The following is a 5,808-nucleotide window of genomic DNA, read 5'->3' as shown; positions in this document are numbered from 1 at the left end:
ACACCACACCCGACCTCCCGGACCTGGCCTCGCGGGCCATGGGCGGCAGCGTCGTCGCCGCGAACGACGAGCTGTTCGCCCAGCGGGAGAACCTGATCCGCGCCGAGGCGCCCCGGTTCGACCCGAGCGAGTTCGGGCACAAGGGCAAGGTCTACGACGGGTGGGAGACCCGCCGTCGCCGCACCGACGGGCACGACTGGGCCATCGTCGCGCTCGGCGCCGCCGGCGTGATCGACCACGTCGTCGTCGACACCGCGTTCTTCCGCGGCAACTACCCGCCGCACATCTCGGTCGAGGCGGCCTCGGTGGAGGGCCACCCGTCCCCGGAGGAGCTGCAGCAGTCGGCGTGGCACCCGATCGTCGCGAAGTCGGCGGCCGAGGGTGACACCGCGAACGTCTACCCGGTGCGCGACGAGCGCCGCTTCACCCACGTCCGGCTCTCCATCTTCCCCGACGGCGGGGTGGCCCGGCTGCGGGTGCACGGCACCGTGGTGCCCGACCCGCGGTTCCTGACCGGCACCGTCGACCTGCTCGCGGCCGAGAACGGCGGGCGGTTGGTGGAGTGCTCGGACGCGTTCTACGCCTCTCCCGCCAACATCATCATGCCGGGGCGGGCCCGGCACATGGGCGAGGGCTGGGAGAACGCGCGGCGCCGCGACGGCGGCAACGACTTCGCGGTGTTCGCGCTCGCCGCGGCCGGGGTCCCGCGCCATGTCGAGGTCGACACGACCTGGTACGTCGGGAACGCGCCCGGGTGGGTCTCGGTCTCCACCCGCGACGACCGGGACGGGCCGGAATGGACGGTGCTGCTCGACCACGTCGCCGTGCAGCCCGACACCCGGCACCGGTTCCTGCTGCCCGACGCCCCTGCCGGCACCCACCTGCGTCTGGACGTGTTCCCGGACGGCGGCCTGTCCCGCCTGCGGCTCCCCGGTGACCTCGACGCGGCCGCGGCGCAGACCGCGCACGAACGCTGGTGGGCTGCACTGCCCGACGATCACCGCGCCCGCCTCGGCTGAGCGGGAATCCCGCGGCGGCGCGGCGGGTTGGCCCGGACATGGCCGATGCGATCGTCGCCACCGCGTTCGGTGGCCCGGAAGTCCTGGAGCTCGTCGAGGTCGGCGTGCCCGCCCCCGGACCGGGGGAGGCGACCGTCGCGATCCGCGCGGCCGCGGTCAACCCGGTCGACCACAAGATGTTCGGCGGCCTGTTCGGCTCCGAGGTGTCCCGGCTGCCGATGCGCGTCGGGCTGGAGGGCGCGGGCGTCGTCACCGCCGTCGGCGACGGCGCGTCGGTCGCCGTCGGCGACGAGGTGATCGTGCACGGCGGCGGCGCGGCCGGGCTCTACGCCTCCGAGGTCACCGTCCCCGACGCCGCGCTCGTCGCCAAGCCCGCGGCACTGGGCTGGGAGCAGGCCTCCGGGCTGCTGCTGGCCGGAGGCACCGCCGAGCACACCCTGGTCGCGACCGGGGTCGCCGACGGCGACGTCGTGCTGGTCCACGGCGTCGCCGGGGCGGTCGGCCTGGCCGCCGCCCAGCTCGCGATCCTGCGCGGAGCCCGCGTCATCGGCACCGCCGCACCCGCCCGGCACGAGGCCCTGCGCGGCTACGGCATCGAACCGGTCGCCTACGGCGAGGGCCTCGCCGACCGCGTCCGCGCCGCCGCGCCGGACGACCTCTCGGCCGCGGTCGACACGATCGGCACCGACGAGGCGGTCGACGTCTCGCTCGCACTGGTCGCCGACCGCGACCGGATCGCGACGATCGCCGCGTTCGGCCGCGCCGCCGACGCCGGCATCACGCTCCTCGGCGCCGGACCGGGCGCCGACCCGGGCACCGCGCTCCGCGCTGCCGCCGGCCCGGAGCTGGCCCGGCTCGCCGCGGACGGGTCGCTACAGGTGCTCGTCGCCCGCACGTTCCCGCTGGCCGGGGCGGCCGACGCGGTCCGGTTCGTGCAGCAGGGCCACGCCGGCGGGAAGGTCGTGCTCCTGCCCTGAGCGCCGCAGCCTCCCCGCCCGTGCCTGACCGCCCGTGCCTGACCGTCGGTGTCTGACCGTCGGTGCCTCACCGAGCGTGCGGGGGCGTCACCCGGTCGCGGTGAAACGCCGCGCGCCGCGGCGCGATGTAGTGGGCATGACGTTGCTCGGGCGGGTGCTGCTGCGGCTGGTGTTCTGGCTGGGAGTGGGCGCGGCGGTCGTCGCCGTGGCCGTCGCGTGCCTGGGGACGATGCTGGTGCGCGGGGGGCGCGCGGTCGCGTCCGGGCAGCCGGACCCGGCGCCGCGCGGAGCCCGGCCGGTCCTGCGCTAGAGCGCGACGGACCCGAGCGGCGCCGTCACGCGCCGCTCCAGAGGCGGTTCAGGTCGCGCGGCGCGGTCGCCGTCCCGGGCTCGTCCGCGCCGCCCCGGGGCCACGCAGCTCCGGGTCGGGCAGGAAGTACCCGGCCAGGCGGAGACCGCCGTGACCGTCCGGGACCCAGTGCAGGTACGAGCCACCGCACCGGGAGTCGTCGTTGCGGGAGTCGTCGTCGCGGGTACGACGGCCCGGGAGACGGGCGAGCACGGCGGCCAGCCCCACGTTCAGAACGAACATGTCTGCCTTCGAATAGAGTCGAGGTCCCCGCCCGACCGGGCGGACCCCTAAGGGTTAAAGTGACGAATTGCCGGTTACCGTAGAGGGAGGGCCGTAGTCCGTGCAAGTCCCCTTCGACGAGTACGCGCAGGCCGCGGGCGTGGCGACCGAGCTCGTCAACACCGCTCCCCGGGTATGGAACGGCACGGACAAGCTTTCCGATGTCGTCGCGCTGGAGACGTTCGTCACCACGCACGTCCCCGCGGCGTGGGCGCCCGGGCTCGAGCGCACCGTCGCGACCGAGGACGACCTCAGCGCGACCCACGGCCTGCGCGACGTCCTGCGGGAGCTCATCGACTCGGGCGACACCCGGCAGATCGTCCATCGGGCGACCGTCCTGACCCGCTCGGTCGGCGCGCTGACCCTGGCCGTCGAGGACGACCGCACCCGCTGGCAGGCGGCCACCGTCCCGGAGGCGCCGCTGGCCGACCAGCTGGGGCTGCTGACCGGGGTCGGCGTCCTGGGCGTCACGCACGCGCTGGGCGTCGAGCGCTTCCGGCCGTGCGCGTCACCCGACTGCGCGGGGGTGTTCATCGACACCAGCCGCAACGGGGCCCGCCGGTACTGCATGCCCGGCCTGTGCGGCAACCGCGTCAACGTGGCCAACCACCGGGCTCGGCAGCGGGCGCAGTAGCGCTCAGCTCCCCTCCGGGAACACCCGCCGGGCCAGGTGCGCCCGCACCCGGTCGAGTCCGGTGCCGAACGCCACCGGCCCGGTGCCCAGCGGGAATCCCGAGGCGACGGCGTCGGCCAGCGGTCGCAGACCGGGCGGGACCGTCTCGTCCCGATGCCCGACCGTGTGTGCCGCCACCACGGCGAGGACGGCGAGCGCGGCGTCGAGCGCGGCACCGGCGTCGCAGGCGCGTCGCCACGCGAGCATCTCGGAGGTGGTGGTGTCGGTCTGGCCACCCGGCCCCAGTCCGATCAGTGAGGGCCCGGCCGCCGCGCGGGCCTCCTCGGCCCAGCCCGACGACGTCATGTCCAGCAGGCTCACCTGCGCTTCCGGCTCCGCGGCGACGATCCCGTCGGGTGCCGCCACCAGGCGGCTGACCTGTGCGGTGACCAGCTGCGCGAGGTCGGCCCAGCTCCGGGCCAGCGAGTCCAGGCCCGGCGCGGCCAGCGGGTTGTGGTAGCCGCCGTTCGACAACACCTCGCCCAGCGGCGGCCGCACGCCGGGGCCGACGAAGATCGGGTTGTTCGACGATGCGCTCAGCGAGATCCGTGCGTCGTCCTCGGCCCGGGCCAGGGCGCGCCGCGTCCACCCCAGCACCCTCGGCGCGCTGCGGAACGACACCGGCGCCTGGTAGGCGAGCGGAGGTCCGGTGACGCCGGTCATCAGGTCCCGCATCCGCGCCAGGGTCGCCGCCTGGTGCTCGTCGCCCCAGGCCCGCGCCAGCTCCTCGTCGTAGTGCTCGGCGGGCGCCCGGGCGGCGACGGCGGCGAGGGCGACGACGTCCTCGGCGACGGTGATCCGGCCCCGTCCGGCCAGCACGGCGTCGGTGAGCACGGCCGCGGACACCGGCGCACCGTTGATCAGGGCCATCCCCTCCCCGATCTCGAGCGTGCCGTCGAACCGCGACCGGAACAGGTGGCCCAGCGCGATGATGTTCCCCGGCTCGCCGTGGCCCCTCTCCGGCACGTAGGGCATCGGCCCGTCCAGCATCGCGGCCAGGGCGGTGGCGGTCTCGGGACGCACGGCCGCGGTGCCGTTGAGGACGTCGGCGAGCCGGGCGAGCACGACCGCCCGAACGACCCGTTCCGGCAGGCCCGGGCCGGTGCTCGCGGGCGTGGACGGGAGTCGGCGCGCGTACTCCGCGCGGGCGTCCGCATCGAGGACCTGCTTCGCCCCGTGGTGGTGCCGCGTGGTGATGCCGTAGAGGTGGCGTCCCCGGTGGGCCTCGACGAACATGACGAACTCGGCCCGTCGACGCCCGACGCCGGCCACCGCCGACGGTGCCAGCGTGAGCCCTTCGCCCTGCCACGCCACCCGGCGCACCACGTCCGGCGTCAGGTCGGCGGCCCCGCCCAGCTCGACGGTCACCGAATGATCGCCCGGCCCGCGGGCCGGGCGCCTGCGCGGTCCGCCCGCGACACGATGGTCATGGCCGGGAGCCTACGGTTCCCGCCCACGCGTGTTCGATGTTGCGGGCCTGTCCGCCGCCCGGCCTCAGGCGGTCGCGGCGCCGACCGCGAACCGCGTCCCGGCCGTACCCGTCGTGATCCCGAGCCCGGCCAGCACCGTCGCGGCCCGGGTGTCGTCGAGCAGTCGCAGGCCCATGAAGTTGTCGCCGGGGTTGAAGCCGGGCAGCGCCCACACCGTCTCGTACGGGATCCGGCTGTGGGCCAACGCGAGCAGGCTGTAGACGTTGTCCCAGGTGCAGACCCCGGGCTCGGGGTCCCACAGTGCCCGGGCGAACGCCGGGTTGCGCAGCACGAGCCCCACCTCGCCGACGGCCAGGACGTGCTTGCGCCCGGTCAGCAGCACGACGTCGCCGGTGCCGAGCTGCGCCATCCGCCGGTCGTGCACCGCGGTGGCGCCCCAGAAGTGCGCCTCGCCGCACGGGTGCAGGGCCCGCAGGTCCGCGAGCTCACGCCCGTCCAGCGCGGCCGCGTACTGCCCGTCGGTGAACGGGACGGTCCGGTCGAGGGTCTGCGCCCAGTGCCGCCGGAACCGGGGCAGCCCGTAGGACGGCTGGATGACGACGCGGGTCACGGGTCGAGTGTGCGCGTCCGCATCCCGTCCCGTGGCGGGTGGTCCCTACCGATCCCGTGGCGTCCCCAGCGCCCAGGGTGGTCGGCGGCTCGCCCGGGACGGCCGGCGCACCGACCGGGCTGATCGCCGGATCGGTCCCGATCGTGGCCACGTACGGCCTCGATCGGGACCCGGCCCCCGATCACGCGGCCGATGCCCCGGCGAGCGCGGCCCGGATCTGCCCGACGACCTCCCCGGGTCGCTCCGTGAGGTCGGCCCAGGTGAACCGCAGCAAGGACCAGCCGGCCCCGACCAGGGCGTTGCCCTTGCGCCGGTCGGTGGCGAACCGCTCGGTGTCGACGTGCCACGCCCACCCGTCCACCTCGATCGCCACCCGTGTGGCGGGGAACGCGACGTCCACGGTGAACGGTCCGAACGGGTGGGCACGTACGAAGCCGTCGAACCCGGCCGCGGTCAGCAGCCGGAGCA

The 5,808-nt window shown here is 75.6% G+C and carries 8 protein-coding genes; 4 read left to right on the top strand and 4 right to left on the bottom strand.

The window, feature by feature from the left end; translation table 11 throughout:
* The first annotated feature begins 23 nt into the window (after positions 1–23).
* The 3 genes from alc to I4I78_RS29255 all read left to right on the top strand — a co-directional run bounded on the left by alc (position 24) and on the right by I4I78_RS29255 (position 2,306).
* Positions 24–1,019 (top strand): allantoicase, encoded by a 996-nt coding sequence (gene alc, locus I4I78_RS29265; RefSeq protein WP_226380651.1) that lies wholly within the window; start codon positions 24–26, stop codon positions 1,017–1,019.
* A 38-nt stretch (positions 1,020–1,057) separates the two neighbouring features.
* Complete coding sequence (locus tag I4I78_RS29260; RefSeq protein ID WP_218614739.1) at positions 1,058–1,996, top strand: NADP-dependent oxidoreductase; 939 nt, start codon at positions 1,058–1,060, stop codon at positions 1,994–1,996.
* Positions 1,997–2,132: 136 nt separating this feature from the next.
* On the top strand, positions 2,133–2,306 hold the full coding sequence (locus tag I4I78_RS29255) for a hypothetical protein (protein WP_218614738.1): 174 nt from the start codon (positions 2,133–2,135) through the stop codon (positions 2,304–2,306).
* A 48-nt stretch (positions 2,307–2,354) separates the two neighbouring features.
* Here I4I78_RS29255 and I4I78_RS29250 read toward each other — a convergent pair whose 3' ends face one another.
* Positions 2,355–2,588, bottom strand: a complete 234-nt coding sequence (locus I4I78_RS29250) for a hypothetical protein (RefSeq protein WP_218614737.1) — start codon at positions 2,586–2,588, stop codon at positions 2,355–2,357.
* Positions 2,589–2,688: 100 nt separating this feature from the next.
* Between I4I78_RS29250 and I4I78_RS34030 the strand changes: the two genes are divergently transcribed.
* Positions 2,689–3,261 (top strand): CGNR zinc finger domain-containing protein, encoded by a 573-nt coding sequence (locus I4I78_RS34030; protein ID WP_308252429.1) that lies wholly within the window; start codon positions 2,689–2,691, stop codon positions 3,259–3,261.
* Positions 3,262–3,264: 3 nt separating this feature from the next.
* Here the strand turns inward: I4I78_RS34030 and I4I78_RS29240 are convergent, their stop codons facing one another.
* From I4I78_RS29240 to I4I78_RS29230, 3 genes are all read right to left on the bottom strand, one after another.
* Entirely contained in the window at positions 3,265–4,668 is a 1,404-nt protein-coding gene (locus I4I78_RS29240) for an aromatic amino acid lyase (protein WP_218614736.1), read from the bottom strand.
* Positions 4,669–4,794: 126 nt separating this feature from the next.
* Positions 4,795–5,340, bottom strand: a complete 546-nt coding sequence (locus I4I78_RS29235) for a hypothetical protein (RefSeq protein WP_218614735.1) — start codon at positions 5,338–5,340, stop codon at positions 4,795–4,797.
* A 181-nt stretch (positions 5,341–5,521) separates the two neighbouring features.
* The coding region (locus I4I78_RS29230; RefSeq protein ID WP_218614734.1) for an endonuclease domain-containing protein at positions 5,522–5,808 on the bottom strand (287 nt) is incomplete at its 5' end.

Origin of the sequence: Pseudonocardia sp. KRD291 (genome assembly GCF_019263595.1) — a bacterium.
Classification (GTDB): domain Bacteria; phylum Actinomycetota; class Actinomycetes; order Mycobacteriales; family Pseudonocardiaceae; genus Pseudonocardia.
The sequence above is the reverse complement of the archived record's forward strand: the minus strand, read 5'-3'. Positions and strand labels throughout refer to the sequence as shown.